Annotated in this window: 22 protein-coding genes; 10 read left to right on the top strand and 12 right to left on the bottom strand. The window is 72.0% G+C overall.

What is annotated here, in order from left to right:
- Positions 1-47 precede the first annotated feature (47 nt).
- Together ACSU6Z_RS24475 and ACSU6Z_RS24470 are read left to right on the top strand one after the other, a co-directional pair.
- Complete coding sequence (locus ACSU6Z_RS24475; protein WP_437048763.1) at positions 48-662, top strand: NUDIX domain-containing protein; 615 nt, start codon at positions 48-50, stop codon at positions 660-662.
- A complete protein-coding gene (locus tag ACSU6Z_RS24470) occupies positions 626-880 on the top strand; it encodes a hypothetical protein (RefSeq protein ID WP_437048761.1) in 255 nt (84 codons plus the stop codon). Before ACSU6Z_RS24475 ends, ACSU6Z_RS24470 begins: the two co-directional genes overlap by 37 nt.
- Positions 881-1,133: 253 nt before the next feature.
- Here ACSU6Z_RS24470 and ACSU6Z_RS24465 read toward each other — a convergent pair whose 3' ends face one another.
- The 3 genes from ACSU6Z_RS24465 to ACSU6Z_RS24455 all read right to left on the bottom strand — a co-directional run bounded on the left by ACSU6Z_RS24465 (position 1,134) and on the right by ACSU6Z_RS24455 (position 5,386).
- Positions 1,134-1,808, bottom strand: coding sequence for a response regulator (locus tag ACSU6Z_RS24465; protein WP_437048759.1), 675 nt, complete (start codon positions 1,806-1,808; stop codon positions 1,134-1,136).
- Positions 1,805-3,031, bottom strand: a complete 1,227-nt coding sequence (locus tag ACSU6Z_RS24460) for a sensor histidine kinase (RefSeq protein ID WP_437014719.1) — start codon at positions 3,029-3,031, stop codon at positions 1,805-1,807. The genes ACSU6Z_RS24465 and ACSU6Z_RS24460 overlap by 4 nt, the downstream gene beginning before the upstream one ends.
- A 141-nt stretch (positions 3,032-3,172) precedes the next feature.
- Positions 3,173-5,386 (bottom strand): MMPL family transporter, encoded by a 2,214-nt coding sequence (locus ACSU6Z_RS24455; protein ID WP_437048757.1) that lies wholly within the window; start codon positions 5,384-5,386, stop codon positions 3,173-3,175.
- Positions 5,387-5,677: 291 nt separating this feature from the next.
- Between ACSU6Z_RS24455 and ACSU6Z_RS24450 the strand changes: the two genes are divergently transcribed.
- From ACSU6Z_RS24450 to ACSU6Z_RS24440, 3 genes are read left to right on the top strand one after another with little or no spacing between them, the layout of a single operon-like run.
- Positions 5,678-6,157, top strand: a complete 480-nt coding sequence (locus tag ACSU6Z_RS24450) for an NUDIX hydrolase (RefSeq protein WP_437048755.1) — start codon at positions 5,678-5,680, stop codon at positions 6,155-6,157.
- A 57-nt stretch (positions 6,158-6,214) separates the two neighbouring features.
- Positions 6,215-7,207 carry an NUDIX domain-containing protein gene (locus ACSU6Z_RS24445; RefSeq protein WP_437048754.1) on the top strand — a complete coding sequence of 331 codons (993 nt, stop codon included), beginning with the start codon at positions 6,215-6,217 and terminating at the stop codon, positions 7,205-7,207.
- Positions 7,208-7,236: 29 nt separating this feature from the next.
- A complete protein-coding gene (locus ACSU6Z_RS24440; RefSeq protein WP_437048752.1) occupies positions 7,237-8,472 on the top strand; it encodes a M15 family metallopeptidase in 1,236 nt (411 codons plus the stop codon).
- Positions 8,473-8,650: 178 nt separating this feature from the next.
- On the opposite strand, the gene ACSU6Z_RS24435 is transcribed toward ACSU6Z_RS24440, so the two are convergent.
- The 3 genes from ACSU6Z_RS24435 to ACSU6Z_RS24425 form a co-directional block, all read right to left on the bottom strand.
- Positions 8,651-9,880: a cytochrome P450 gene (locus ACSU6Z_RS24435; RefSeq protein ID WP_437048750.1), complete on the bottom strand. Its 1,230-nt coding sequence runs from the start codon at positions 9,878-9,880 to the stop codon at positions 8,651-8,653.
- A gap of 69 nt (positions 9,881-9,949) precedes the next feature.
- A complete protein-coding gene (locus ACSU6Z_RS24430) occupies positions 9,950-10,762 on the bottom strand; it encodes an SDR family NAD(P)-dependent oxidoreductase (RefSeq protein ID WP_437048748.1) in 813 nt (270 codons plus the stop codon).
- Positions 10,763-11,107: 345 nt separating this feature from the next.
- Positions 11,108-11,995 (bottom strand): EamA family transporter, encoded by an 888-nt coding sequence (locus tag ACSU6Z_RS24425; RefSeq protein WP_437048746.1) that lies wholly within the window; start codon positions 11,993-11,995, stop codon positions 11,108-11,110.
- 68 nt (positions 11,996-12,063) lie between these two features.
- Here ACSU6Z_RS24425 and ACSU6Z_RS24420 point away from each other — a divergent pair, with 68 nt between their 5' ends.
- Positions 12,064-12,981 carry a LysR family transcriptional regulator gene (locus tag ACSU6Z_RS24420; RefSeq protein ID WP_437048745.1) on the top strand — a complete coding sequence of 306 codons (918 nt, stop codon included), beginning with the start codon at positions 12,064-12,066 and terminating at the stop codon, positions 12,979-12,981.
- Positions 12,982-13,080: 99 nt separating this feature from the next.
- On the opposite strand, the gene ACSU6Z_RS24415 is transcribed toward ACSU6Z_RS24420, so the two are convergent.
- From ACSU6Z_RS24415 to ACSU6Z_RS24405, 3 genes are all read right to left on the bottom strand, one after another.
- Positions 13,081-13,416: an alcohol dehydrogenase catalytic domain-containing protein gene (locus tag ACSU6Z_RS24415; RefSeq protein WP_437048743.1), complete on the bottom strand. Its 336-nt coding sequence runs from the start codon at positions 13,414-13,416 to the stop codon at positions 13,081-13,083.
- An 85-nt stretch (positions 13,417-13,501) separates the two neighbouring features.
- A complete protein-coding gene (locus ACSU6Z_RS24410; protein WP_437048741.1) occupies positions 13,502-14,842 on the bottom strand; it encodes an MFS transporter in 1,341 nt (446 codons plus the stop codon).
- A complete protein-coding gene (locus tag ACSU6Z_RS24405) occupies positions 14,839-15,846 on the bottom strand; it encodes a zinc-dependent alcohol dehydrogenase family protein (RefSeq protein WP_437048739.1) in 1,008 nt (335 codons plus the stop codon). Before ACSU6Z_RS24405 ends, ACSU6Z_RS24410 begins: the two co-directional genes overlap by 4 nt.
- Before the next feature lie 154 nt (positions 15,847-16,000).
- Here ACSU6Z_RS24405 and ACSU6Z_RS24400 point away from each other — a divergent pair, with 154 nt between their 5' ends.
- The gene (locus ACSU6Z_RS24400) at positions 16,001-16,999 is read left to right on the top strand and encodes a LacI family DNA-binding transcriptional regulator (RefSeq protein WP_437048737.1); all 999 of its coding nucleotides are present in this window, start codon (positions 16,001-16,003) and stop codon (positions 16,997-16,999) included.
- Between the two features lie 68 nt (positions 17,000-17,067).
- Positions 17,068-18,051 (top strand): carbohydrate kinase family protein, encoded by a 984-nt coding sequence (locus ACSU6Z_RS24395; protein WP_437048736.1) that lies wholly within the window; start codon positions 17,068-17,070, stop codon positions 18,049-18,051.
- A gap of 235 nt (positions 18,052-18,286) precedes the next feature.
- Here ACSU6Z_RS24395 and ACSU6Z_RS24390 read toward each other — a convergent pair whose 3' ends face one another.
- From ACSU6Z_RS24390 to ACSU6Z_RS24380, 3 genes are all read right to left on the bottom strand, one after another.
- The gene (locus ACSU6Z_RS24390) at positions 18,287-18,829 is read right to left on the bottom strand and encodes a DapH/DapD/GlmU-related protein (protein ID WP_437048734.1); all 543 of its coding nucleotides are present in this window, start codon (positions 18,827-18,829) and stop codon (positions 18,287-18,289) included.
- Positions 18,830-19,293: 464 nt separating this feature from the next.
- A complete protein-coding gene (locus ACSU6Z_RS24385) occupies positions 19,294-19,716 on the bottom strand; it encodes a DUF350 domain-containing protein (protein WP_437048733.1) in 423 nt (140 codons plus the stop codon).
- Positions 19,717-20,044: 328 nt separating this feature from the next.
- A complete protein-coding gene (locus tag ACSU6Z_RS24380) occupies positions 20,045-22,906 on the bottom strand; it encodes a M4 family metallopeptidase (RefSeq protein ID WP_437048732.1) in 2,862 nt (953 codons plus the stop codon).
- Between the two features lie 482 nt (positions 22,907-23,388).
- On the opposite strand from ACSU6Z_RS24380, the gene ACSU6Z_RS24375 reads away from it, so the two are divergent.
- A complete protein-coding gene (locus ACSU6Z_RS24375) occupies positions 23,389-23,916 on the top strand; it encodes a hypothetical protein (RefSeq protein ID WP_437048730.1) in 528 nt (175 codons plus the stop codon).
- 389 nt (positions 23,917-24,305) lie between these two features.
- Positions 24,306-26,444 (top strand): hypothetical protein, encoded by a 2,139-nt coding sequence (locus tag ACSU6Z_RS24370; protein ID WP_437048729.1) that lies wholly within the window; start codon positions 24,306-24,308, stop codon positions 26,442-26,444.
- The last annotated feature ends 13 nt before the right edge of the window (positions 26,445-26,457 follow it).

Raw genomic sequence — 26,457 nt, 5'->3', positions numbered from 1 at the left:
TCGTCGCTGCCCACTCGCCCGCCCACCGTCCCGGAAGGCAGAGCCACGTGCCCTCCCCCGTCCCCCCTTCGGACCACGTCCCACCGCGTGCGGCCCTGCCCGCAGCGCAGTACGCCGCATCCCGGCACGCGGCGTGGCTCGGCGCCGCCGCGATCATCACTGACGAGGTGGGCAGGGTGCTGCTGGTGCACCCCACCTATCGCAAGGACGGCTCGTGGCTGCTGCCCGGAGGCGTCGTCGAAGCCGGTGAACATCCACACGTCACCTGCCGTCGCGAGATCTCCGAGGAACTGGGCCTGGATCTGCCCCTCTCGGCCGTGCTCGCCGTCCACTCCTTCTCCCCGCACCACCCCGACCTTCGGCTCGGCACGCCCTGCCCTGGCGAGGTCCGGTTCGTCTTCGACGGGGGAACCCTCTCCCCCGACCAGGTGGAGGCGATCCGTCTGCCGCGCGAGGAGCTGTCCGAGTACGCCTTCCTGGAGACCCGGGACGCGGTGCAGCGGCTGCGCCCGGTGGACGGGCAGATCATGCTCGCCGCCTACCGTGCCCGTCTCGGGAACACCGCGACCGCACACCACCGACCGTCATCGCTCGCGCACGCGCGACCCCCTACCTCTTCCCCGGCATGCGCCCCGGCCGTCACCTCACCGCGAACGCCCTGAGCGAGCGACTCATCCGCCACGGCATCCCCGCCACCCGCCTCGCCCGCAACGGCGCCTGGCTCTCCCTGGTCAGCAGCGTGCACTGGAAGCTGCTCGCCGACCTCATCGGCACCAGCGACGCCACGGCCCACCGCTGGCACCAGCACTCCGCCACAGACCGCGCCAGCTACGTCGCCATGCGGATGAAAGACCGACCACCACCCACCGCCCTTGAGTGACTTGTCTGTCACCAGAAGAGAATGAACCATTCCAAAGAGCTCGCCGCTGGATTTCTCGTGAGCCTTCCCTCGCCGCTTGGGCATCGACCGGCGGTCGGGCGTAGATGTCGCAATCCACACCGAACCCAGAAGGCCCTCACCCGTTCAAGCACCCAGCACGCGTGTCACCAACGTCCCGGAACAGCACAGCTAGGGCGTAGCTGGGTGCCAGGGCTCGTCAGCCCGATTGCAGATCACGTGCGGTCGGGGGCCGTTAGGAGGGGCCGATCTGTGCGATGCCGCTCTGGTAGGCGATGACGACGAGTTGGGCGCGGTCGCGGGCTCCGAGTTTGGCCATGGCCCGGTTGGCGTGGGTTTTGACGGTGAACGGGGTGATGAAGAGGTGTTCGGCGATCTCGTTGTTGGTCAGCCCGGTGGCGATCAGGGCCATGACCTCGCGTTCTCTGGGGGTCAGGGCGGCCAGGCGGGTGGGCAGGTGTTCCGTGGCGGCGGCAGTCGGCTGGGTGAGGTAGCGGGCGATGAGGGCCTTGGTCGCGGTCGGGGACAGGAGTGCTTCGCCGGCGGCGATGGTGCGGATCGCCTTCAGCAGGTCGGCCGGGTCGATGCCCTTGCCGAGAAAGCCGCTGGCTCCGGCGCGCAGGGCCTGGGCGACGTACTGGTCCTCCTCGAAGGTGGTGAGGATGAGGATCTTCACTCCGGCGAAGTCCTCGTCCGCGCCGATGATGCGGGTGGCCTCCAGGCCGTCCATCTCGGGCATGCGGATGTCCATCACGATGATGTCGGCGCGCTTGCTGCGGGCGAGTTCGACCGCTTCGCGGCCGGTTCCGGCTTCACCGACGACTTCCATGTCCTCTTCGGCGTCGATCAGGAGCCGGAAGGTGCCGCGCAGGAGGGCCTGGTCGTCGGCGAGGAGGATGCGCAGGGTCACAGCTGGTCGTCCTTTGCGGGCTGGGCTGGTTCGTCGTTCTTCGCGGGGTGCAGGGGCAGGGTGGCCTGGACATGGAAGGTTTTGTCGGGGCGCAGGGCGGTGGTGAGGGTGCCGTGGGCGGCATCTGCACGCTCCCGCATGCCGATGAGGCCGTGGCCTGTTCCTGCGCCGTGCTGTCCGGGTCGGGCCGGGTTGGTGACGCTGATCCACAAGGTTTGGTCGGTGTAGGTGAGGCGGACGTCGGCGGTGGGCTCGCTGCCGTGTTTCTGCGCGTTCGTCAGGCTCTCCTGGACGATGCGGTAGGCGGCGAGATCGGCCGATGCGGCCAGAGGGCGTGGTGTGCCCTCCCGGTGGAAGCGGACATGGAGGCCGCTGTGGCGGAAGCTGTCGAGGAGCGCGTCCAACTGGTCGAAGGTGGGAGCGGGCTGCAAGGACGGTGGCGGGTCGTCCGCGCGGCGCAGCAGCGAGACGGTCGAGCGCAGTTCGTCCAGGGCCGCGGCGCTGGTCTCGGTGATGTGGCTCAGCGCCTCGTACGCCTTGTCGGGGTGGCGGTGCATGAGGTGGCGGGCGACACCTGCCTGGGCGTTGACCAGGGTGATGTGGTGGGCGACCACGTCGTGGAGTTCCCGGGCGATGCGGATGCGTTCCTCGCGGACCCGGCGCTCGGCCTCCTCCTCCCGGGTGCGTTCGGCCTCCGTAGCGCGTTGCTGGGCTTGGGCGAGGTAGGCGCGCCGGTTGCGGACGGAGTCTCCGACCGCGACGGCGACGATCGCGTAGTCGAAGTAGACCAGGGCGCCCAGGAACTCGCCGGGCCGTGCCAGCACGGACGCCGTGGTCAGCCACAGGCCGGCGGCTGCGCCCACGCTGAAGGAGAGGCGGCGTTCGCGGTGGGTGGCCAGCGTGTACAGGGCGACCAGGCCGGCCATGGGCAGCCAGGACTGGTGGGGCGGGAGGATCAGCATGGCGCTGTCGGTGAGGACCGTGAGTACGGCCACGGGCAGCGGCTGCCGGTGCCGCCGCAGCAGGAGGACCGCACTGAGCAGGATCAGCACGACCCGGACCGGGTGCGGGGCCTGCCAGGTGTTGTCCACCAGCGAGGCCGCGATCACCTGCATGAGGACGATCAGCGTCGCGAGCGCCAGGTCCTGCCGTCGGGCGGTCGACGACGCCGCGCGGCCCGCGTCGGGTCCAGTGGGGTGGTGGAGCCATTCGGTACGCGGCATGTCAGCAGTCTCTCTCCCGGGTCGACATGGGGGCGCGACCGGCGTCATGGGACGCTGCGCGCAGACGTCTGCGGTGCGCCGGAGAGTGTGCTGTTCTCTCCTGCGCACCGCAGTCCCGTCAGGTCGTGCCGCTGTCAGGTGTTACCACCTCGCCGCGGCGTCTTCCTTCTCGAGCGTGGCCTGGGGTGCGGGCGGGCCGGTGTGGTCGCTGCTGCTGTCACCCTCCACGGACACGTGCGGCAGTCGGCGGTCCAGCCAGCGGGGCAGCCACCAGTTCGCCGTGCCGGTCAGGTGCATCAGGGCCGGAACGAGCATCATGCGGACCACGAACGCGTCCAGCAGGACCGCGACGGCCAGGCCCACGCCGAACTCGGCGATCAGTCGCATCCCGCCGCCCGCGAAGGCGGCGAACACGCAGAACATGATCGTGGCGGCCACCGCGATGACCAGCGCGGTGTCGGCCTGCCCGATGCGAACCGAGCGTCGGTTGTCCCTGGTGTGGGACCACTCCTCGTGCATCCGGCTGACCAGGAACACCTGGTAGTCCATGGACAGGCCGAACATCACGCCCACGATGAGTACCGGCACCACCGCCTCGATCGGTCCCGCCGATCCGGCACCGAGGAGGGACGCGCCGAAGCCGTGCTGGAAGACCAGCACGATCGCGCCGAACGCCGCGCCCATGGTGAGCAGGTTCATCACCGCGCCGAACGCCGGGATCAGCAGACTGCGGAAGGCCAAGGTCAGCAGGACGAAGCCCAGGATCACGATCAGACCGAGGAACAACGGGATCTTGGATGTGAGGGTGGAGGCGAAGTCCGCGTTGCTCGCGGTCACACCGCCGACGTAGACCTGCAGGTCGCTGCCCTGCTCCGCAGCCGGGATCACGTCGTCGCGCAGATGGTTGATGAGAGCGGTGGTCTGCTCGGACTGGGGAGAGCTGTCCGGGAGCACCGTGATCACCCCGACGTCCTGGCCCGGCTGCATGGGCACCGCGGTGACCGAGGCCACCCCGTCGACGGTCTTCAGTTCGCCGACCAGATCAGCAAGCTGTACCTGCGCCTGCGCGTCAGGCGCCTGGGCGGCCAGCACCAGCGGACCATTGAAGCCAGGGCCGAAACCGTCGGCGAGCATGTCATACGCCTGGCGGCTGCTGGAGGAGGTCGGGTCGTTCCCGGCGTCCGCCGCGCCGAGCCGGATCGACAGGCCAGGCAGCGCCATAGCCGCCATCACCACGACCGAGACCGCGACCATGGCCTTCGGACGGCGCTGGACCCCGGTGGCCCAGCGAGCCCAGCGTCCCTTCGGTTCACCCGGCACGGTGAACCGGCCCGCCGCCACCTCACGGCGCTGACGCCGGCCGAGCACCCGGTGACCGAGCAGGCCCAGGATGGCGGGGAGCAGGGTGACGGCCGCCAGGACGGTGAGGACCACGGTCATGGCAGCGCCCAGGGCCATCCCGCTGAGAATGCCGACGCCGAGCGTCAGCATGCCGAGCAGAGCGACAACCACGGTCAGGCCGGCGAAGACCACCGCACGCCCCGAGGTGTTCAGCGCCTTCGCCGACGCCTCGGCCACGCTCATGCCCGCCATCAGGCCCCGCCGGTGCCGGTACACGATAAACAGGGCGTAGTCGATGCCCACGCCCAGGCCGATCAGCGCGCCCATGGTCGGCGTCGTGTCCGGCAGCGTGACGACGTGGCTGAGCAGGATCGTCGCGAACAGGGCCGTGCCCACACCCGCGACGCCGGTCAGGATCGGCAGCGCCGCCGCCCACACCGAGCGGAACATCAGCAGCAGCACCACGAGCGCCGCCCCGACGCCGATGATCTCGCTCAGTTCCGACACCGACACACCGGTCCCGAACGCCACCCCGCCGAACTCCACATCCAGCGAGCCGGTACGGGCCTGCGACGCCAAATCCTGGACGTGCTCGACCTGGTCCTCGGGCAGGTCGGCGCCGCCCTTGTCGAAGGTCACCGTCGCGTACGCGGTGTGCCCGTCCTCACTGATCTGCGCAGCACCCCGCTCGCTGTAAGGGCTGGCCACCGACGCCACACCCGGCGCGTCAGCGATCTGGGCAAGGGCCTTTTCCATCGGCTGCTCGACCGACGAAGCGGTGACACTGCCCTTGTCGGTCTGCCAGACGATCGTGCCGCTGTCCCCGGACGCCCCGGCAGAGCCCTCGCTCATCAGGTCGAGCGCAGTGCTGGACTCGGTGTTCGGCATATTGGTGCTGTTGGTGTACGCGGCACCGGCGCTCATCGCCCCAGCCCCCAGGCCGACGATCAGACCCAGCCACAGCAGCACAACCGAAAGCCGGTGTGCATGGCACCACCGGGCAATAGTGGACACGAAAGTCTCCCTACGAAACGACCACTGCGATGGACGGGTGCGCGGTAGTACCGACTGAATCGCCGGCGTCGCCGCGCACCACAGCGCGGAAAGCCGTCCCCACGACTGCGCGAGTCGCCCGATCGCGACCCGCAGCTCCTTCCCACGCAGCATCAACAGTTCCGGAATTCCGCCCTCACATCGTCGTCCCACCACGTACACCTGTGTGTACTGCGCACGCAGTACACACAGGTGGGCCCGCCCAACCAGGGCAAGACGGGAAAATCCTGTTACAACTCAAATGAGCTACCTATGCGGAACCATTCGACGAGACCCAATACTGCGCTGCACCAGTTGGCCGACCCCGGCCCGCGGGGCGCGCTGCCGATGCTGCCCGGCGGCGCGGTGGAGAGCACCGACGCGACGCCCGAGGACACCCTTCACCGCGAAGCCGCCGAGGAAGCCCAGCTCACTCTGGCCGATCCGGTGCGACTGGGCTGGGTGCCGGACGAGACCGGCGAGGTCCACGGCGGCGTGGGCTCCAACGCGAGGCTCCGCCTGGCCGCCCGGGTCACCGCCATCGGGCCGGCGGCCGTCGACCCTGCCACAGGCCACCCCTTCGCCCGCCTGCTCGCCACCCCTGCCCAGGCAGCCGCCCTGCTGGGCTGGGGCCCGCCCGGAGCCCGGCAGGCCCAGCTCGCCGCGGACACGGCACGCGAGCGGTGGGGCCTGCCCACCGCTCGCTCCGCCGCCATCGAGGAGGTCCCGGCGGAGGGGATGCGGCTGACCTGACCCGAACGCCCCACCCGCCTCGTCACCTCCCGCTCCACACCACCCCGAGGTAGCCCCATGCCGTTGTCGCACGATCACATCCGCACCACCGTGGAGACGTACCTCGCTCGCCACCCTGATGAGCGCGAGCAGCTCGGTGGACTCCTCGACGCCCTCGACCGTCCCACCGACATCGCCAGCCGCTCCACCTTCACCGGACACGTCACCTGCGGCGCGATCGTCGTCAACCCGCTCGGCCGCGTCCTGCACGTGCTGCACCTGGCCGGTGGGAAGGTCCTCGCTCCCGGTGGACACACCGAGCCCGAGGACGAGTCCCTGGCAGGGGCAGCGCTGCGGGAGCTGCACGAGGAAACCGGGATCCCACTCCAGGCGGTGGCACCGTGGCCCGGCTACGAGGCCGTGCCGTTCGACATCGACGCCCACCCGGGCAAAGGCGAACCCGGCCACCAGCACTTCGACCTCCGGTTCCTCTTCCGCCTGCGCATCGCGCCCACCACCAGCGACCTCGTACGGCGCCATGCCGCCAGCCTCCCGGCCAGCGCTTCCAGCGCTGCGTCGCGGAGCGGGCTTCCGTCGCACGAGGAGCACCGTCCAGCTGCACCGCACGGAACGGTTCTCAACGTCATCGGCGTCCACCTCTACCTGGAGCGATCCGACGGGACGGTGCTGCTCGGGCTGCGCCACCCCGACTCCGCGTTCGCGCCGTCCACCTGGCACGTCCTGGCCGGCCACTGCGAGCAAGAGAGCGCCATTACTTGTCTGATCGGGGAGGCACGGGAGGAAGCCGGCCTGCACATCGAGCGCCAGGACATCGAACTCGTCCACGTCGTCCACCACATCGACAAGGCCGGGAACCCGCCCCGCATGGGCCTGTTCTTACGCGTCCGCACCTGGACCGGCGAGCCGGAACTGCGCGAGCCGGACAAGTGCACCCAGTGGACGTTCCGGGACCCCGCCGCGCTGCCCGACAACCTCGTCCCCTACACCCGTCAAGCCATCGAAAAGATCCGGAGCGGGAACCCGTACAGCGAGACGGGCTGGCCCGCATGACCGGCACACCGAGCGGCGCACACCGCCGTATGTCCACCGCGACTGCGGTCGGCCGTGGAGACACCCGCCTGGTGGTGATCCGCGGCAACTCGGCGTCGGGCAAGTCGAGTGTGGCCCGGGGCCTGCGAGAACACCACGGCCGCGGAATCGCGATCGTGGGCCAGGACGTGATCCGCCGGAACGTGCTCAGGGAGCACGACACCGCGCGCGGCGCCAACATCGCCCTGCTGGGGAGAATCGCACGCGAGGCACTGAACGCAGGCTTTCACGTAGTGCTCGAAGGAATCCTGTACGCCGACCGCTACAGCCACATGATCACGACCTTGGTACGGGACCACCGCGGCGTCTCCAGCTGCTACTACCTGGACGTGCCGCTGGAAACGACGTTGGTCCGGCACGCGTCGAAGGCGGATGCCGCGTACCTGGCGCACGTCACCGACGGCCACCTCTCCTCCTGGTACCGCGAGCTGGATCTGCTGCCCGGTGGTCCGGAGACCGTGATCCCGGCCGACAGCACGCTGCAGGACACCCTCGCGCGTATCCTGCGGGACACCGGCCTGGCCTCCGCCTCCCCCATCCCGCCGCCGCAGTGCAAACCGTCTCAGGGAGACTTGATGAACCCTCCGGTGTTGATGTCCGATCCGCGGGTCGCCGCGATCCCGGTGCGCGAGTGCGGGGAGCCGCTCGTCGACGTGCGTGACCACAGCTTCCGCGTCGATCCCCGCAAGCAAGACCCGCTGGGCGCGTTCGCCCACGTCCGCGAGGGCGTTCTCGTCCGGCTGGAGCACGCCCGCTCGCTCCTGCTCGCCGGCACCGATCTGCTGTTCGTCGAGGGCTACCGGCCGCCGGCCCTACAGCAGCGCTACTTCACCGAGTACCGGGACGAACTGGCCGCCGCTCACCCCGACTGGGCAGCTGAGCGGCTGTACCAGGCCGCCAGCCGGTACGTGTCACCACCGGAGATCGCGCCCCACTCCGCGGGCGCGGCCGTGGACGTCACCCTCGTCGACCAGGACGGCCGCGAACTCGACCTCGGCACCCGTGTCAATGCCTCCCCCGAGGAGAGCGACGGCGCCTGTTTCACTCACGCCCCGAACCCCAGCGATCGCGCGCGCCACCACCGCATGCTGCTGCTCCACGCCATGGAGAACGCAGGTTTTACCAATTATGCGACCGAGTTCTGGCACTTCTCGGTAGCCGACCGGTACGACGCGCTGATGCGGCAGGAGCCGCACGCGCGCTACGGTCCCGTCGAACTGCACTAGATGATCAATTCCAAGGGTGTGGCTGAGCGCTGCGCCTGGCGGGCCCTCCGGCACGACGCCATCGCGCGGCGCCGTCACCGTCGGCCGAGCGGCGGTCCCCGGCGCCGGGCACGCGGGAGCCGGGGGGCAGCCTGCCGTCCCCGGTGGCCCGATGACCCCCTGGGCAGCCCGTTTCCCGCTACGCGAGCACCCGGATGACCATTCCGCTGCGTGGCCGGGTGGGGATGCGGTTCAGGGGGATGGTCAGGTCCTGCGGCGGGACCTGGTGGTCCAGGGCCGCCAGGCGCCGGGCGAGCGTCTCCAGGACGCCCACCGTCATGGCCTCGCCGGGGCAGCGGTGTCCGGTGCGCGGGTCCCCTCCGCCCTGGGGGATCAGTTCGTCCCGGCCGGGCGGGTGGGCGAGGAACCGCTCGGGGCGGAAGGCGTACGGGTCCTTCCACAGGCGTTCGTCGTGGTTCTGGCCGTGGACGTCCAGCAGGACGAGGCCGCCGGCCGGGACGTGGCGGCCCCGCCAGGTCAGGTCGGTGACGGCCCGGCCGCCGAGGAACGGGGCGAAGGGGTAGAACCGGCGGACCTCATGGGCGAACGCCGTGGCGAACCCCGCCTCGCCCGACCGGAGCCGCTCCCGGTGCTCCGGCCAGAGGTGCAGGGCGTGCGCGGTGAAGGACACGAACCAGCTCAGCGCGGTGGTGGGGCGGATGACGTTGAGCAGCTCCACCGCGGCGGTCCGGGGCGTCAGCTCGGCGCCGGAGGCGTCGCGGTGGCGGCAGACGCGGTCCAGCACGGAACCGGCCGGGGCCTCGGCCGCGCCGGACCTCACCTGGGTGACGAGGGCGGCGAACCGCTGTTCCTGCCGGGTGCGGGCCCGCCTGGCCCGCCAGTGCCGGGGGCCCGCCGTGGCGAAACCGTCCACCATGGCCACCAGGTCCCGCGCCAGCGGCTCCTCCTCGTCCTCGGCGAGGGGAACGCCGGCCCACCGGCAGACCCCGCGCGTGATCACCCGGCTCACGGCGTCGAAGAGCACCACCTCCGGTCGCGCCCGCCAGCGCGGTACGGCCTCGTCCCAGGCTTGGGCGATGTGCCCGGCCGCCCCTGTCACCGCGTCGGCCTCCAGCAGCGGCAGGAAGAACGACTTGCGGTGCCGGTGCGCGTCGCCGTCGAGGGTGTGGACCGCGCCGTGGCCGAAGAGGGTGCTCAGGACCGGGCCGGGGAGCGCCCCGTGCCGGCGTACGTGCTCCTCGTCGTAGAAGAAGCGGACCGCGTCCGGACCCCGCACGACCAGGACCGGGTGGCCGAGGAGGCGGAGGTTCAGCGCGGTGTCGTCCTCGGCGCGCAGCAGGTCGGGCAGCCAGGCATAGCCTTCGGTCAGCAGGGCCAGGGACTCGGGAACCAGCCGGTGGGTGCTCATGCCCCTGGAGTGCCCGTGGCGGCCCGTCCGACACCGGCGGGGTTCAGCGACCACACCGCTGCCCCCGGGTCACTCCTGCCGCTTGGGATCCTTTTCGGCTCCGGTCCCCGGTTCCGCCAGCCGCCGGTGGGCCGCCGCCTTGACCCCGTCGGGCAGCACCTTCTCGGCCAGCCCCTGCGCCTTGGTCTTCAGCGACCCGGTCACGACCTTCTTCTCGCCCTTCACGATCGCCTGGAACGCCTGCTCGGCCACCTGCGCGGGGTCGTCCTTCTTCATGGCGCCGATCCGGGTGTCGTCCGCCATGCCCGCCCGCTCGAAGAAGTCCGTGTCCGTCGGGCCCGGCATGAAGGAGGTGACCGTCACGCCGGTGTCCTTCACCTCCTCCGCCAGCGCTTGGGCGAAGGACTGGACGAACGACTTGGACGCGTTGTAGACGGACTGGAAGGAACCGGGCATCGCCGCGGCGACGGACGAGGTGAAGGCGATCCTGCCCGCCCCGCGCGCCACCATGGCCCGCAGCAGCGGCTTGGCCAGCCGCACGGTCGCGGTGACGTTGAGGTCGATGACCTCCTGGTCGTCGGCGAGGTCGGTGTCCACGAAGGCGCCGCCTCGGCCCACCCCGGCGTTGAGGACGGCGACATCGACCGTCAGGCCGTCGAGCGCGTCCAGGAGCCGGACGCGTCCCTCGTCGGTGCGCAGGTCCGCGCGCACCGCGCGGACCTGCGCCCCCGACTCCCGCACATCCCGGGCGGCGGTCTCCAGCGACTCGTCCTCGGCGTTCACCACGAGGTCGTAACCGTGGAGCGCGAACTGCCGGGCCAGCTCGCGGCCGATTCCGCTGGACGCGCCGGTGATCAGGGCAAGTGGCCGTTTATCAGTCATGGCGGCCGAGTAACCACCCCGCCCCGTGCCATGCCCGGGGGGACCGCGCGGCCGTCCCTCGCACCGCTGCGCCCGCACGCTGACGGCGGGGCGGACGGGGAAACCGCCCCCGTTACCGAACGCAGCGCCCGGGAACACGGTTCGTGTCCACCGATCCGCCGCCCCCACCACTCGTGAAGGAGGCGGCGCGGCGTGAGAGGGCACCTCGCCGTGAGGCGCGGGTGGTCGTGGTCGCAGCCCTCGGCCGCGGAGAGCTCGGCCGGACGCCGGCGGCACGGACCGGCCCGGTGGTGAACGCGCGCCCCGCCCGGCGGAGGCGGGGCGAAGCGCCCCACGTGCGTGCGGTCAGGTGCGTGCGGTCAGGATGCTGAGCGTGTTGGCGGCGACGACGGCTGCGACGGCCGCCCACTCGATCGGCCCCAGCTCCTGGCCGAGGACGATCCAGCCGACCACGGCGGCCAGGACGGGGTTGACGCTCATGAAGAGCCCGAAGATCCGGGCCGGTACGTGACGCAGGGTGTGGAGGTCCGCCAGGTACGGGACGGCCGAGGAGAGGACGCCGGCGGCCAGGGCGTAGGCGGCGGACCCCGCGGTCGGCGGGCGCTCGACGACGAGGACGATGCCGACCGGCAGGAACAGCAGGGCGGAGAGTCCGGCGGCGGCCGCCGCTCCCTGCACTCCCGGGACGCGCCGGCCGACGGTGCGGTTGAGCAGGATGTAGGACGCCCAGCAGACGGCGGCCAGCAGTCCCAGGCCCATCCCCGCGTAGTCGGTGGAAGGCCGCGGGCGCATCAGCGTGATGACGCCCGCAGCGGCGATCAGCGCACAGCACGCGTCCACACGGCGGCGCGAGGCGGCGAGGGCGATGCCGAGGGGCCCGAGGAACTCCAGGGTCACCGCGAGACCGAGGCCGATGCGGTCGATGGCGCTGTACAGGGACAGGTTCATCGTTGCGAACACCAGGGCCAGCAGCAGGACCGGCCACCACTGGCGCTTGGTGAAGGCGCGCAGGCGGGGCCGGCCGACGGCCATCAGGACGACGGCGGCGACGTACTGGCGTACGGCGACCACGCCCACGGGCCCGAGGGCGGGGAAGGCCAGGGAGCCGATCGCGGCACCCGTCTGGTTGGACAAGCCGCTGCCGATCATGGTGATCACACCGGCCAGGCGCCGCCCGCCGGGTTCCGGGGCGGAGGGGAGCGGGGTGGTGCGGTGGGCGGGGGCCGTGGGCATGCCCCGATCCTGCGGCCGCGCGGCTCCCGTACAAAATGCGTCAGCGGACCGGTCCATACGATGGGGTCATGGATGTGGAACTGCGGCAGTTGCGGTGCCTCGTCGCGATCGTCGACGAGGGCAGCTTCACCGACGCCGCCATCGCGCTCGGAGTCTCCCAGGCCGCCGTGTCCCGCACACTGGCCTCGCTCGAACGCGCCCTCGGAGTACGGCTGTTGCGCCGGACCTCCCGTGAGGTGACTCCGACGGGGACGGGGGTGCGCGTGGTGGCACATGCCCGGCGCGTGCTCGGCGAGGTGGACGGCTTGATCCGGGAGGCCGCCTCGGGCCGCGCCTGCCTGCGGATCGGTTACGCCTGGTCGGCCGTCGGCCGCCACACCCTGGCTTTTCAGCGCCGCTGGGCCGAGACGCGCCCCGAGACGGAACTGCAGCTCGTCCGCGTCAACTCCCCCACCGCCGGACTGGCGGAGGGCGCGTGCGACCTGGCCGTGGTGCGCAGGCCACTGGACGACCGCCGCTTCGGCTCCGTCGTCGTGGGGCTGGAAAGGCGCTTGTGCGCCATGGCTTCCGACGATCCCCTGGCCGGGCGCCGCTCCGTGAGGCTCGCCGACATCGCCGGGCGTACGCTGCTGATCGACCGGAGGACGGGCACCGCCACGACGGAGCTGTGGCCACCGGACTCCCGTCCGGCGACGAGGGAGACGCACGACGTCGACGACTGGCTGACCGCGATCTCCACGGGCCGCTGCGTGGGGATGACGGCCGAGTCGACCGCGCACCAGTACCCGCGCCCCGGCGTCGTCTACCGGCCGGTGCGCGACGCCGAGCCGATCGCGGTCCGGCTCGCCTGGTGGCGGGACGAACCGCATTCCGCCCTCCAGGCCGTGATCGAACTGCTCACGGCGCTCTACGGGCGGGACGAGTCGGCCGTACGCCATGCCGGCGCGGCGACTTCCCCCCGGCCCGCGGTCACGCAGGCGACGTAGCGGCAGTCGCTCCCCTCGCCGTCGGCGGGGACGGGCCGGACGCCTCCGGAAGCGGCGGTGGCCGCACCGCCGTGAACGTGCGGCGCGGCCACCCGGACGTCACCCGGGAGCGGCTTGGCCACCCGGCCCGCGGCCCACCCCCGCGGTGTCCGGGACCGCGGCGAGCCGATCGGCCCGGGTGGCGCCGGGTCCGCGGGCGGCCACGGTGCCGGAGGGCTCGTGGCCGAGGATCACCGGTTCGGTGACGACGAAGTCGCCGGTGCGGCCGTACCGGCAGTAGTGCACGTCGGAGCCGCAGGTGCCGACCGCGTCGATCCGGACCAGGACCTGATTCGGGCCGGGGGCCGGGACCGGGCGCTCCTCGATGACGAGTCGCCCGGGGCCGTGCAGTACGGCGGCGCGCATGGTGGGGGGAAGCTGGGACACGGGGTTCACGGCCTTTCGGGTACTTCGGGACGAGGTACGGCCCGCGGGACGGTGTTTGCCGGAGCGCCGGGATCACCGCGTCGGAGGCGAGCGGTCAGAGCTTCACGTCGGGAGCCGGTTCCGCCCCCGCGTCCTGTGCCCCGGCCGTGCCGGCCACGGTTTCGCCCTCGTCGGGCATTCCGTCGCCGGGCGAGGTGACGCACATGCAGAGCACCGCGTTGAGCAGGAGCATTCCGCCGTAGATCCACATCAGCCCCTGGAAGCCCCAGGTGCTGTACGAGAGGGTGCCGATGAGCGGGCCGACGGCGACGCTGAGGCCCGCGCCCAGGGTGTAGACGCCCATCACCTGGCCCCGGCGGTCGGGTGCCTGGGCGACCATCATCGCGGGCAGCGGAACGTAGCCCGCCAGGCCGGCTCCGTAGACGGCGACCGCGAGGGCCGCCACCGGGAAGTCGTGGCCCGCTGCCGCCGGGAGGTAGTAGCACACCAGGCAGCCGACGGCGCCGAGCAGACCGCCGAAGAGGGCACAGGTCTTGCGCCCGCTCCAGTTGTCGCCGAGCACGCCGAAGACGAGCAGGGCGCCCAGGTTCGTGACCATCATGATCACGAGCAGGCTGTTCCATTCCCCGTCGCTGAAGCCGAGGTCCCGGGCGAAGAACGGCATGAAGACCCACATGCCGAACGACGGGGTGGTGTTGATCAGCCGGATGATCAGGCTGATGCCGAGCTTCGGCTTCTCGAAGAGGATCTTGAAGGTGCCCGCCAGCTCCGCGCGTGAGTCCCGGCCGGGCGCGAGCCCGGTGAAGCCCGTGCGCTCCCGGAGCAGCAGCAGGACGATCAGGACGCCGACGGCGATCACGGCCAGGGAGACCCACAGCGTGGAGTAGAAGCCGATCACCGGCATGGCCGCGGCGAACACGAACGAGCCGATGATGGGGTAGCCCGAACTGTAGAAGAACCAGAACCAGCCGACGGCCCTGCTCTGATGGTCCCTGGGCGCCACCGCCATGATCCAGGACAGGAACCCGTACGCGAACATCGGATAGCCGAAGCCGCGCAGTCCGTACGTGATCATGACCAGCGGGTAGCTCTCCGCGGGGATCGCCACCGTGAGCATCAGGGCGTGGAAGACGATCCATATGCCGGCGCCGGCCATCATGACCCGCCGGGGCCCCCACCGGTCCGAGAACAGGCCGGCCCCCAGGAACGAGGCGATCGCGGCGGTGACCCCGTAGACGGTGATGATCGCGCCGGCACCGGTGTCGGAGAAGCCCAGGCCGGTGCTGAAGTACTTCGACAGGTAACTCGTCTCGATACCGTCACCGATCATGAAGAACAGCAGGCCCACATAGCCCCAGAAGAGCACCCTGGGAATGCCGATCCGGTCCAGCGGGTGACGGGCGCCGGCCTCCGGGGAGCCGGTGAGCGCGCTCATCCGCGGTCCACCGCCTTCGGCGCGAGGTGGATCTTGCGGCCGGTGCCCGCCTTGAAGGCGGCCACGGCCGTGTCGAAGTCGTCGAGTCCGAGGACGTCGCTGACCAGCGGGTCGAGATCGAGGCCCGAGGCGAGCAGGTCGATGGCGGGCTGGAAGCTGTTGTGCACGGCCATCGAGCCGATGATGTCGATCTCGCTGTTGTAGACGAGGTACGGGGAGAACGTGGCCTTGCGGGCCGGGTCGCTGACGCCGAACTGCAGGAAGGTACCGCCCTTGCGGACCCTGCCCAGCCCGTCCTCGATGGCGGGGATCGCGCCGGTCGCGTCGATCACGACCTCGAAGCCGGACGGGCGGTCGAACGCGTCGGCGTCCGCCGCCACCGAATCCGCCGCGAAGGACTGGGCGAAGGCGAGCCGGTCCTCGTTGAGGTCGACCATCGAGACGGAGGCGGCGCCCGCGTTCCGCACGACCGCGGCCATCATCAGGCCCATCGTGCCGGCGCCGTAGATCAGGTAGTGCTCGCCGGGCCGGCGCGGCAGCCGGTTCAGGGCGTGCACCGCGCAGGACAGCGGCTCCACCAGGCCCGCGGCGGCGTCGGACAGCGTGTCGGGCAGTGTGTAGGCGCAGCGGGCGGGCACCGCGACCAGCTCGGCGAAGCCGCCGTCCTGGGTGACGCCGACCGCGCGGTAGTCCTCGCAGAGGTTGCCGCGCCCGATACGGCAGTAATGGCAGGCACCGCAGGGCATGTTCGGGTCGACGGCGACCCGGGAGCCGACCTTCGGGCCGGTCACGCCCGGGCCCAACGCGACGACTTCGCCGGTCAGTTCGTGCCCCGGCACCAACGGGTAGCTCACCGAGGGGAGTTCACCGCCGAGAATGTGCATGTCCGTGCCGCACAGGCCGCACGAGCTCACTGCGACGATCACCTCACCGGGGCCCGGCGTGGGATCGGGTACGTCGGTCACCGTGACCTGCCCGGGCCCACTGACCAGAACTGCGCGCATCGGCTCGCTCCTCACTTCGTCGTGACCTGGCCGGGATGCAATCACGGCGTAAACGCTTACGCAAGCGTTTACGTCACGTACACGATGAGATATGTTCGGCGTCCCAGGAGTAGGCGGGAAAGACAGCGACGCGGTGCCGGGAGGCTCACGGGCGATGGCGACGATGACCGATGTGGCCCGGCGGGCAGGGGTCTCCGTGGCCACCGTCTCGCACGTTCTCAACAACACCCGCCCCGTGCGCCCCGCCACGCGCGAGGCCGTCCGCACCGCCATCGAAGAGCTGGGCTACACCCACAACACGCTGGCCCGCTCCCTGGTGACCTCGCGCACGAAGTCGATCGGGCTCGTGGTCTCCGCGATCAGCAACCCCTACTTCACGGAGATCTTCCAGGGCGTCGAGGGCGGAACGCTCGCCGACGGCTACAGCCTCCTGACCGCCGACCCGCACGACACGCCCGAACACGAACTCAGAACCGTCAGGCTGCTGCACGAGCGGCGCGTCGACGGCGTCATCGTCGCCCCGTCCCCCGAGCCCGCGGCGATGCTCGACTACCTCGAGCGCGCCAAACTCCCCGCCGTCTTCCTCGACCGCCTCGTCGGCGACGGGTACGACCAGGTGTGCGCGGAGAACGAGGAGCCGATGGCCCGGCTCGTCACGCATCTGGCGGACTTGGGACACTCCCGGATCGCCCTGATCGCGGGCATTCCGGGACTCAGCACCACCACCGAGCGACTCGCCGGATACCGCGAGGGACTTCGGCGGGCGGGCCTGCCGTACGCGCCGGAGCTCGTCGTCGGCGGGAACTCCTCGGCCGAGGGCGCCGAACAGGCCGCCCACCGCCTGCTCGCGCGGACCGAACCCCCCACCGCCCTGGTGACCGCGAACAACGCGATGACCATCGGCGCGCTCCGGGCCCTGCGCACCGCGCGCCGCGCCGTTCCGGACGACATGGCGCTCGCCTGCTTCGACGACTTCTCCTGGGCCGACCTCTTCACGCCGCGGCTCACCGCGATCGCCCAGCCGAGCCGGGACATCGGCGCGGCCGCGGTACGGCTGCTGCTCGACCGGCTCGCCGATCCGGACCGCGCCCCGCGCACCCTCCGCCTGCCCTGCACCTTCGTGCACCGCGGGTCCTGCGGCTGCGCCGACTGACCTCCTCCCCCTCCACGCCCCACGCACCCCCATCCCTCCCAGGCACGTGTACCGAAGGACCCGGACCCATGATCGTCGTCGCCGGTGAAGCACTGATCGACCTTGTTCCCGCGGATCCCGCGGATCCCGCGGATCCCGCCGACGGTGACGAACTGCCCGCACTGCTGCCCAGGCGCGGCGGCGGCCCCTACAACACCGCCGTCACACTGGGTCGCCTCGGCTCCACCACCGCTTTCTGCTCGCGCCTGTCCACCGACCGCTTCGGGACGGCACTGCTGCGCGGGCTCGCGGCGGACGGGGTGGACACCTCGCTGGTGCAGCGGGGTGACGAGCCGACCACGCTCGCGGTCGCGCACATCGGCGCGGACGGATCCGCCTCGTACGGCTTCCACGTGGAGGGCACCGCGGACCGCCTCTTCCGCCTCCCGGACGAACTGCCCGAACCGACCCGCGCGGTCTCCTTCGGCTCCTGCTCGCTCGTACTGGAACCGGGGGCCGGCGCCTACGAACAGTTGATGCGCCGTGAGTCCGGCCGCGGCGTCTTCACCGCCCTGGACCCGAACATCAGGGCCGATCTGATCACCGACCCGGCCGCCTACCGGGCCCGCTTCCGCTCCTGGCTGCCCCACGTCCGCCTCCTCAAGCTCTCCGAGGAGGACGCGACGTGGCTCGCGCAGTCGGACGACCCGGTGGGTTCCGCCAGGGAATGGCTCACGGCGGGACCGTACGCGGTGGTGCTCACCCGGGGTGGCGCGGGACTGACGGTGCTGACCCGGGACGGTCTCGAACTCTCCGTCCCCGGCGAACGGGTGGACGTCGTGGACACCATCGGCGCGGGCGACACGGTGAACGCCGCGCTGCTGCACCGGCTCGACAGCCACGGCGCGCTCACCGGCGCCCCGGAACTCGACGAGGGGCAGTGGGCCGACGTCCTCGCCTTCGCGGCGCGCGCGGCCGCGATCACCTGCGGGCGACCGGGGGCCCAGCCGCCGTACGCCTGGGAACTGGCAGACCGGGTCGAAGGGCCGGGGGTTCCGGCGGCGCGTTCGTAGCCGCCGGGCCACCCGTACGCGCCGGCCGCGGTCCGTCCTCCGGCAGGAGCACGCCCATCCGTGGCGTGCTGTCGATGAGCGCCGCGGAAGCGACCGCGTCCCTCACCGAGCCCAAGGCCGCCAAGACCTTCCGCTCCATCGGCCGGGTCGGCCTCGGCCGTCCCCGGCCCGGGCCCCCTCGGCGCCCTCTCCGGCTGCGAGTGCCGGCGCGTCGGGCCCGCCACCCGAGCAGGCCTCACCACTTCCGGTGCACGGTCGCCTTGCCGCCGGTCACCAGGCTTGCCGGCGGGACGTCGTCGGCCACCACCGCGCCGGCGGCGACCACGGCGTCACGGCCGATGCTGACGCCGGGCAGGATCGTGGCACCGGCACCGATCCACACGTTCTCCGCCACGTCGATGGGTGCGCCGGTGAGGTACAGCCGCCGCTCCCCGGGATCGACCGGGTGGCCGCTGGTGATGAAGGTGACCTTCGGTCCGATCATCACGCGCTCGCCGAGCCGGATGCCGGCGTAGTCCAGGAACGTGCAGTTCTGGTTGATGAAGACGCGCTCGGCGAGGTCGAGGTTCAGGCCGTGGTCCGTGTAGAAGGGCGGATAGACCGTGACGCGCGGCGGCAGTGGCTTGCCGAGGATCTGCTCGAACAGTTCCGCCTTGCCCGCCTCGTCCTCGAAGGGCAGGACGTTCAGGCGGGAGGTGAGCTCGGTGACCCGCAGGACCCTCTCGGCCATGGCCTGGAACTCGGCACTGCGGATGCGCATGAGACGGTCGCCGGGCATGCCGCGATCCCTTCCGGGTGCTGGTGGCGGGGCAGGCCCCACCGGATGGTCGAGGTCGAGGGGTGCCGACGGAGACCAGAACGAGGGCGTCCAGGACCGTTTCGTGATGGACGACTCGGGCGCCCTCGCGACGGCACTCTACGTGGGGAGCGACGACCTGCCGAAGGCGTTTTCGCATCCGGCGCCGTGGCGTCCGGCCGCCGGGCCCGCCCCGCGGCCCGCCGGCGCCGGACCCGTCACGCCGGCAACGCCGCAGACCGTGCCCGGTCCCGCCTCCCGGGTCCATCCGCGCCCTCGCCGGTCCTCACGGTGCGGATCCCGCCGACCGCCAGCGGCACCGCTCGTGACCACGAGGGTGACGACTCGTGCGGCCGATGGCGCGGCACGCCGGTGGCCCGGTCCCGAGCGGCACCGCTCGTGACCGCCCCGGGCCGGCCCGGCGAGCGGTGCCCGGGTGCGGGAGGTCAGGCGATGGAGGCCGCGATGACGGCGGAGACGGCGAGGTTGCAGCACGCGGTGACCCACACCGCCGGGTGCGGCTCCGGGTCGACCAGTGTCGCGCCCAGGCGCCCGGGTGTGATCAGGTCCACCACGAGGAAGGCGACCGCCATCATCACCAGCCCCAGCAGCCCGAAGACCGCGGTCGACACCAGGCCCTTGCCGAAGTCCTCGTACGTCGTCCAGATGGAGGTGAAGACGATGCCGCCGATGCCGAGCAGTGCGGAGCTGAGGACCAGGGCGGCGTTGCGGTTGCGCTGTTCCCATATCTGCCGGCCCAGCTTCCCCGGGGTCAGCACGTCGACCAGGACGATGCCGAGGACGAGCAGAACGAGGCCCAGCGCACCGTAGGCGGCGGCCCGCCCCAGTCCGTTGACGATGTCGGTCATGAGTCTGCCGGCTCCCAGGCATGAGGCTTGTGAAAGATCGCGGTCAAGGCGAGGCAAAATGTAGCGCATCCGTTCGGCGTCCGGGCCGGCATCGGCCCCGCGGGCCGGGGACCGCGGGGCCGATGCCGGGTCGTCGCGACGCCCGAGGGCCCCGCCTGTCCCGTTCACCCGGCCCCCGCCCGTCCCGCCCACGCGGCGCGTGCCCCGCCGGGCCGGCACCGGTCCTGAGTGCCCGGGCCCGAGGAGGCACGCGACGGGGCCGGCGGCACCGGTCGCCGGGCGGGCGCGGGTCACCCGGCGGGAGGCCGCCCGCGCCCGCCGGGGTGGATCAGCCGCACCTGCCCGTCGGCCGGGCGCGGGTCACCACGTCGGTGGTGCCCGTCGTCGCGTCCAGCCACACCACCCGGCTGCCGTCGACGGCCGCGGGGTGGGTCTGACTGCCGCGGTTGCAGGAGACGCGGCCCTTGTAGGTGCCCTGCGCGCCGGGGGTGCCGGCGGCCGCGAACTGGTGGAGCTTGGGGGTCGTCTCGTTGCCGAGGGGGGCGTCGGGGTCGTAGGCGGCGACCGTCACGCTGTCCTCGGACGCGGTCAGTTCGCGGGGCTGCAGCGTGCCCCACCCCGTCTCCGGGCCGAGTTCCACCACGCCGGAACCGTCGAGCGGGGCGCGGAAGAGGGCCGTCCCGTTCTGGTCCGCGTCCCGTTCGGCGAGCCAGAAGACGTGGCTGCCGTCGAGGGCGGTCGGGCCGTGGCTCAGGGTGCTCGGGGCCTCGTGGACCACCGTGGTCTCACCGGTGGCGGTGTCGACCACGAGCATCCTCCACTCGTACACGGCGCGGACCGCCAGCCCCACCCTCTGCCACTCCTGGTAGGCGACCTTGCCGTCGCTGACCGAAGGGGAGTACGCCCTGCGGTAGGTGCCCCCGCCGACGGTCACGACGTCCGCCGGGTCCTTCAGGCTCAGGTAGGCCACACCCGAGCGCCCGCCGACGTTCGCGTAGCTGAACGTGACCAGGTCGCCGTCGACGTCCGTCACGTTCCCCACGTTGCGGCCGCTCCACAGCTTCTTCACGGGGCCGCCCGCCAGCGGCCGGGCCAGGACCTCCACGGAGCCCGGGCTGTACGCCTGCCACACCACCGTCGTGCCGTCGGTGGCGGGGTTGACGTGGTAGCGGCCGTCGTTGGGGCTCATCAGCTTGAGCTGCCCCTTGCCGTCGGCGCGGCCGGCCCACACGGAGTACGGTTCCGAGCCGTCCTCGTTCGACTTCGACGCCGCCCACCAGCCGCCGCCCGCTCCCAGGCCCGTACCGGTCGTGTTGATCCGGTCCAGGAGCGGGTCGGAGTCGACGCCGAGGGCCAGCTCCCAGCCGGGCACGATGCCGTGGGCGGTGAAGGCGCGGCGCAGCGCCCTCAGCCCGTCCCCGGCGACCCCGAGGTCCTGGGCGGCGGCGAGCACGGCGGCCCGCCCCTCGGTGAAGCCGTCGAGGGGGGTGAGGTACTCGGTCAGCGCCTTGTAGACGATCTTGTCGGCGAGGTCCGCGCCCAGTTCCTCGCGGGCGTCCCACAGCGCGCCGCCGAAGATGGTGGAGTTCAGGTGGACCCCGCCGTTGTCGTTGGCGAAGTCCAGGCCGAGGAAGGACTTGGTGGTGGTCCGCCCGTCGTTCAGGTCGCGCAGGGCGCACTCGCGGGGGGTCTTCGTGCGGCAGAGCCGCTCGCCGAGGAGGCCGGAGTCGGGGTCCGTCACCGGGATGCCCAGCACGTCCGTCTCGACGGCGTTGCCGAAGTAGTCGGCGATGGCCTCGTTGAGGGCACCGGACTGGCCCGCGTAGACGAGGTTCGCCGAGTGCTCGATCACGCCGTGCGTCATCTCGTGGCCGACGACGTCCAGGGCCGCGGACAGCGGCCGGTACTCCGCGTCACCGGTGCCGTACACCATCTTCCGCCCGTCCCAGAAGGCGTTGACGTACGGCTGGCCGAACTCGGTGACCCCCACCAGGGAGTCGATGCTCATGCCGCGGCCGTCGAGGCTGTCGCGGCCGTGCTTGTCGCGGTAGTGGTCGTAGACCCGCGCGGCGGCCCAGTGCGCGTCGACGGCGCCCGCTTCGGTGGCCTCGCCGCCGAACTCCGGGGTGGGCGAGGCGAACTCCCCGATGCCCTGGGGCCACTGCCCGCTCACGTCGCCGACGTTCGTGCCGCGGGCGTCCCAGGTCGTCAGGGCGCGGTCACCGGAGCCGTCGTCCGGTATCCGGGTGCGGTCCCGCAGCACGTACAGGCCGCGTTCCTCGTCGTGGGAGACGTCCAGGTCCACGGCCGTGCCGTCGAGCCGGACGCCGCCGCCCGTCTCCCGCGCGGCCGTGGAGCGCTGCCCGGCCGCCTCCGGCGCGGGTTCCCCCGCGGCCCGGCCCGGCGTCCGGAACGTCTTGATGCCGCTGTAACCGAGGACCGGGTAGCCGGCGCGGGCGTCGACGTACACCTCCTGCAGCACGGGCTCGCCGTCGGCGGGGTCGGTGCCGCGCACGGTGACGTGCTGGGTGAGGACACCCGTTCCCATGGGCAGGACGACGAGGCCGCGGGCGGTTCCCCGCAGCGGGGATCCTTCCTCCTCGCCCTCGCGCGGCGCCGTCGCGAAGTTGTCGGCGCCCAGGTCGTCGAGGACCCGGTTCACGGCCCGTTCGACGGCGAGTTCCTCCCCGACCTCGGCCGTCGTACCGGTGGTCAGCCCGGTGAAGTACTTGCCGGAGGTGCCGGTGACGATCCGCTCGCCGCCCTTGTTCTCCATGCGGACGACGTACTGGCCGCCCAGGACGGGCACGCCCTTGTGCCGCTGCTGGAGCCGTACGGTCTCCCGGGTCCCCGAAGCGGTGGTCCCGGCGGGCACGAGGTCGCGTTCGGCGTGCGCGATCCGGTACCGCTCCTCCTTCTCCTCCAGGTACGCGCGGGCCGCGCCCGCCGCGCTGCCCGCGTCGGGGGCCTGCTCCCGGATGCCCCTGACCAGGGCCGGTGTCTCGGTCTCCGGTCCGGGGACCACCTGCCCCGGGCCGGACGGCGGCGTCCCCGCTCCGGTCGCGGCGCCCGCGGGCACCGCCGCGGCGACGAGTGCGGCGACGCCCGTCAGCGCCGCCGCACCCGCTATACCGCTCAGCCGCCGTCTGCGGCCGCCCCTGCGGGCTCTGGCCCCTCTGGTGTGACGCACGGTTCCCCAACCCCCCACTTGTCGTCGACGCCGGTGGCGGACGCCCCGGCAGGGGTCATCGAAGCGGCGACGGGCCGTCACTTCAACGGGGAGGAAGTGACCACCGGCGACTTCCGGCCGATCGCGAAGGATCACGGCCCCGGCTCGGCGCGGGGCTCCGGGTGCCGGTCCGGCGGGCTGCCGGACGGCGGATCGCCGGTCAAAGGCGCGTGGCCGTCCCCGGCCGCGGCCCCTGTGGATGGAAGGTGGTGCGACGAATACCGGCCAATGCCGCCGTCACCGTCCCCCCGGGGCGCCGGGTCCGGTCTCGCCCCCGGCCTCACCCGCCACACCTACTCCACCATGCGCCTATGCGACCTCCACCCCGCCCGCACACTTCTTCCACATGCGTTTGCCGGGACGTCCACTTTCGGCCGTCGTCGCCCAGGGACGCCGGCGCGGGGGGAGACGGCGCGTTCACCCCGTGTCTAGCCTCCCGGGCCATGCGATCACCCTTGATGAGGCGCCTCGGCCTCAGCGCCGTCCTCGCCCTCGCCCTCGCCCTGTTCGGCCTGGCCCCCTCCGCGAGCGCGGCCGAACCGAACCCCGCCGACCTGAAGTTCACCACCGACGCCGCCACCACCACACCGGGCGGCACGGTGAACCTGACGATGACCCTGACCAACAACAAGACCTACGACCTCTGGTTCGTCTACCAGACGATCGACCCCACCTGGCTGACCACGCAGCGGCCCGACCTGAAGTACGCGATCACCGGCTGCAGCCTCGCCACCGCCGACGGCAGCACCCCCTGCTCCGGCACCGGCCCCTCCAACCTCGGCACCAACTACAACGCCCCCATCCCGCCCGGCCAGAGCCGGACGGTGACCCTGACGCTGCAGATCGCCGCCGACTCCGGCTGCAACGGGAACATCGGCTTCTACTCGTACTTCTACGCCGAGTTCAGCGACAGCACGAACTACAGCGGCGGGCCGGTCCACACCCCCGAGACGCGCGTTCTCTGCGCCTGACGCACAGCCGGACGAGGCGTTGGCCGGAAACCGGCCAACGCTTCCCGGTTCGGCGCGGACCCCGCGCACGATCCCTCCACCGGCGGGCCATCGGCCCGCCGGTGACGCATCTTCTCCCACCTGCGCGGATTCCCCGGCACGGAGCAGGACCAGCCCGTACCACGGGTCGCCGGACCCCGCGTAGGCCCGGCACCGCCCCCTGTCGTACCCCTGCAGTTTTTCGCCAGGTTTCGCGGCGGAGCCACAAAATTTCCACAGAGACCTCACCATGTGACGCGACGGACGTGTCGACGACCGGCCTCTGAGGGGGAAGCCGGCGCCGCACGAGGGGGGTGCGTCCGCTCTGCGGAGCGATGCTCACCCCTGCCCGGGGGAGGGGACATCACCGCATGAAGCGGACCATACGCACCGCCCTGCTCACGGCGGGCGCACTCATAGCCACCCTCGGGGTGCCGGCCACGGCGGCATCCGCCGACGCCCCGGCACCCCGCGTGGACCTGCGGGTGCTGATCGTGAGCGACGGCGGCCCGTCCACCGAGGCCATCGCGGCCGAGCTGGACGCCGCCGGAACGCCGTACACCGAGATCGACCTCACCCGGTCCGACCGGCCGGTGATCGACGCCCACTACCTCGCGGACACCGCCGACGGACGGGACCGCGCGAAATTCCAGGCCGTCGTCCTGCCCAACGACAACCCGTTCCCCGCGGACTCCGCGGAGATGGCCGCGCTCGCGGCCTACGAGAAGGCCTACGGCATCCCGCAGGTCGACGCGTACACCTACGCCCGCCCCGAGGCCGGGCTCCAGTACCCGGTCAACGGCGGCTACTCCGGCAGCGTCGACGGGGTGCGGGCCGAGGTGACGGACGCCGGCCGCGCGGGCCCGTTCGGCTACCTCGACGGCCCGGTGCCGTTCGAGGACAACTCGCCCAGCGTGGGCGAGAGCTACGCCTACCTGTCCACGCCGGTGGCCGGCGCCGACTTCACCCCGTACGTCCAGGCGCCGATCCCGGGCACGACGAAGCGGGGCTCCCTGGTCGGCGAGTACCGGCACGACGGGCGGCGCGAACTGGTCGTCACCTTCGTCTACAACCGGCACCAGCAGCAGTTCCGGCTGCTGGCCCGCGGCATCGTGCGGTGGATGACCGGCGGCGTGCACCTGGGCCTCTCCCGCAACTACTTCGCCGTCCACGTCGACGACGTGTTCGCGGCGGACGACCGCTGGAACTCCGCCCTCAACTGCACGCCCGGCGACGTGGACTGCACGGACCCGAACGCCACCCCGGACCCGATCCGCATGTCGCCCGCGGACGTCGACCACGCCGTCGCCTGGCAGCGGGAGCGCGGCTTCACCATGGACTTCGCCTACAACGGCGCCGGCAGCGCCGACCACCGCGAGGACAACAACGGCGCCGACCCGCTGGCCGACAGGCTCCTCGCCCGGCGCGACGAGTTCCGCTGGATCAACCACACGTACACGCACGCCTTCCTCGGCTGCGAGCAGGACACCTCGGTGGTGCCCTGGCGGTGCGCCACCGACGCCGACGGAAACACCAAGTGGGTCAGCCGCTTCGAGGTCGCCGACGAGATCGTCCACAACCGTCTCTGGGGGCAGCTCGCCGGACTCCCCCTGGACAACGACGAGCTGGTCACCGGTGAGCACTCCGGACTGCGGGTACTGCCCCAGCAGCCCACCGACAACCCCAACCTGGCGCTCGCCCTGGCCGACGCCGGCGTCACCTGGCTGGCCTCGGACAACTCCCGCGAACCGGAGCAACGGCGGGTCGGCCCCGCCACCACGGTCCCCCGCTACCCGATGAACATCTTCTACAACGCGGCGCGGGCCGCCGAGCAGGTCGACGAGTACAACTGGATCTACACCAGCCGCGCCCAGGGCGGCAGCGGCATCTGCGAGGACAACCCGGCCACCACCACCTGCCTGCCCGCCCCGCTCGACCCGGCCACCGGCTACACCGGGTACATCGTGCCCCTGGAGCAGCGGATCGCCCTCGGCCACGTCCTCGCCAACGACCCGAAGCCGCACTTCATCCACCAGTCGAACCTGGCCGAGGAGCGCATCGCCTACCCGGTCATGGACGGTGTGCTCGACACCTACGACACGCTGTTCGCGCAGAACACCCCGGTGGTCAACCTGCGGATGAAGGAAATCGGCAAGGAACTCCAGCGGCGTGCCGCCTGGCGGGCGGCCGTGCGGAGCGGGCAGGTCACGGCCTACCGCGTCGGCGACACCGTCACCGTCGACGGCCCGGACGGCGTGGCGGTCCCCGCGACCATGCCGCAGGGCACCACGCGCGCCGGAACGGCCTTCGGCGAGGCGTACGCCGGCGAGCGGTCCGGCTGGACCGACCCGGGCACCGCGCCGCTCACCCTCACCCTGTCGGCGTCCGCATCCGCGCCCACCTCCACGGCCACCGGCGCGGACGGCTCCACACCGGCCACCGCCCCGGCCCCGGTCACCCGGGTGCCCCGGGGCGTGGCCGAGCCGGTCCTCCCCGGCACGGCGAGCTGACCGGAGTGCGGCA

Origin of the sequence: Streptomyces sp. enrichment culture, from assembly GCF_964273145.1 — a bacterium.
Lineage (GTDB): Bacteria > Actinomycetota > Actinomycetes > Streptomycetales > Streptomycetaceae > Streptomyces.
The sequence above is the reverse complement of the archived record's forward strand: the minus strand, read 5'-3'. Positions and strand labels throughout refer to the sequence as shown.

What these genes read in the sequence shown, in the direction of transcription:
- ACSU6Z_RS24430 (WP_437048748.1), bottom strand. Translation starts at nt 10,762, where the DNA reads ATGACTGATAAACGGCCACTTGCCCTGATCACCGGCGCGTCCAGCGGA.
- ACSU6Z_RS24395 (WP_437048736.1), top strand. Translation starts at nt 17,068, where the DNA reads ATGATCGTCGTCGCCGGTGAAGCACTGATCGACCTTGTTCCCGCGGAT.
- ACSU6Z_RS24445 (WP_437048754.1), top strand. Translation starts at nt 6,215, where the DNA reads ATGCCGTTGTCGCACGATCACATCCGCACCACCGTGGAGACGTACCTC.
- ACSU6Z_RS24450 (WP_437048755.1), top strand. Translation starts at nt 5,678, where the DNA reads ATGCGGAACCATTCGACGAGACCCAATACTGCGCTGCACCAGTTGGCC.
- ACSU6Z_RS24470 (WP_437048761.1), top strand. Translation starts at nt 626, where the DNA reads ATGCGCCCCGGCCGTCACCTCACCGCGAACGCCCTGAGCGAGCGACTC.
- ACSU6Z_RS24390 (WP_437048734.1), bottom strand. Translation starts at nt 18,829, where the DNA reads ATGCCCGGCGACCGTCTCATGCGCATCCGCAGTGCCGAGTTCCAGGCC.
- ACSU6Z_RS24425 (WP_437048746.1), bottom strand. Translation starts at nt 11,995, where the DNA reads ATGCCCACGGCCCCCGCCCACCGCACCACCCCGCTCCCCTCCGCCCCG.
- ACSU6Z_RS24375 (WP_437048730.1), top strand. Translation starts at nt 23,389, where the DNA reads ATGCGATCACCCTTGATGAGGCGCCTCGGCCTCAGCGCCGTCCTCGCC.
- ACSU6Z_RS24385 (WP_437048733.1), bottom strand. Translation starts at nt 19,716, where the DNA reads ATGACCGACATCGTCAACGGACTGGGGCGGGCCGCCGCCTACGGTGCG.
- ACSU6Z_RS24400 (WP_437048737.1), top strand. Translation starts at nt 16,001, where the DNA reads ATGGCGACGATGACCGATGTGGCCCGGCGGGCAGGGGTCTCCGTGGCC.
- ACSU6Z_RS24435 (WP_437048750.1), bottom strand. Translation starts at nt 9,880, where the DNA reads ATGAGCACCCACCGGCTGGTTCCCGAGTCCCTGGCCCTGCTGACCGAA.
- ACSU6Z_RS24370 (WP_437048729.1), top strand. Translation starts at nt 24,306, where the DNA reads ATGAAGCGGACCATACGCACCGCCCTGCTCACGGCGGGCGCACTCATA.
- ACSU6Z_RS24420 (WP_437048745.1), top strand. Translation starts at nt 12,064, where the DNA reads ATGGATGTGGAACTGCGGCAGTTGCGGTGCCTCGTCGCGATCGTCGAC.
- ACSU6Z_RS24410 (WP_437048741.1), bottom strand. Translation starts at nt 14,842, where the DNA reads ATGAGCGCGCTCACCGGCTCCCCGGAGGCCGGCGCCCGTCACCCGCTG.
- ACSU6Z_RS24460 (WP_437014719.1), bottom strand. Translation starts at nt 3,031, where the DNA reads ATGCCGCGTACCGAATGGCTCCACCACCCCACTGGACCCGACGCGGGC.
- ACSU6Z_RS24405 (WP_437048739.1), bottom strand. Translation starts at nt 15,846, where the DNA reads ATGCGCGCAGTTCTGGTCAGTGGGCCCGGGCAGGTCACGGTGACCGAC.
- ACSU6Z_RS24440 (WP_437048752.1), top strand. Translation starts at nt 7,237, where the DNA reads ATGTCCACCGCGACTGCGGTCGGCCGTGGAGACACCCGCCTGGTGGTG.